At 69.2% G+C, this 1,042-nt stretch carries 1 protein-coding gene; it reads right to left on the bottom strand.

The annotated features are described in order from the left end of the window. On the bottom strand, positions 1-1,042 hold a 1,042-nt coding region (locus ACFQ0E_RS19140; protein WP_386826625.1), incomplete at both ends, for an AMP-binding protein.

The raw sequence follows: 1,042 nt of genomic DNA, 5'->3' as shown, positions 1-1,042 counted from the left end.
GCCGCGACCACGGTGTAGGCCGACGGCCACATGTAGTACGGCAGCATCGCCTTCAGGTGCTGGTGCACGCGATCGATCACCGCGTCGGCGTCGTCATCGCTGGCCAGCGCCGCGAGCAGGCGACCGGACTGCTCGCCCGGCCGCGGCTCCGCGTAGAGCACCGCCGCCATGGTCACGCCCGGCACCGTCATCATCTGCCGCTCGATCTCGCCGGTGGTGATGCGGAAGCCGGAGATCTTGATCTGGTCGTCGCGCCGGCCCATGTACAGCAGTTGGCCGTCACTGCCGAGCCGGGCCATGTCGCCGGTGCGGTAGGCACGATGGCGCAGGCCGCTGGCATCGACGATGTCGACGAAGGCGTCGGCGGTCTGCCCGGGCTTGCCGTGGTAGCCCAGGGCGACCATGGGGCCGGCGATGACCAGTTCGCCGACCGCGCCGGGCGGCACCGGCTCGCCGGCGGCATCGAGGATGGCGCAGGCGCAATGGCGCAACGGCCTGCCGATGGGAATCTCGCCGCGCCCGGGCGCATGCGCGCCCGCGTCGCTGGCGGTGGCGACGACCGTGGTCTCGGTCGGACCATAGGTATTGAACAGCCGGATGCCTTCGAGCGCCAGCGTCCGCTGCCACAGGGCCAGCATGTCCAGCGACATCTTCTCGCCGCCCACCACGAGCATTCGCAGGGACGTTGTGTCCAGCGCCGACAGATCGGAACACAGCAGGTGCCAGTAGGCGGTGGGCAGCGAGGCGATCGTGATCTCCAGCGCCTGCAGCTCTTCCCAGAAGTTGCGCGTGGCCTGCGCCGCGCGGTCGCGGATCACCAGCGTCGCACCGCACAGCAGCGAGATCGACAGCTCCTCGATGTAGATGTCGAACGACGGCGACGAGAACTGCAGCACGCGGTCGTCCGCCGAGATCCCGTACAGCGCCTGCGCCGAGTCCAGGTAATGCAGCACGTTGCCGTGGCTGACCATCACCCCCTTGGGCTGGCCGGTCGAACCCGACGTGTAGAACAGATACGCCACGCTGGCATGCGTCGGCACCG

Origin of the sequence: Lysobacter brunescens (assembly GCF_042677005.1) — a bacterium.
In the GTDB taxonomy this organism is placed as follows: Bacteria; Pseudomonadota; Gammaproteobacteria; order Xanthomonadales; family Xanthomonadaceae; genus Lysobacter_I; species Lysobacter_I brunescens.
This window is presented reverse-complemented; position numbering and strand designations above follow the sequence as displayed.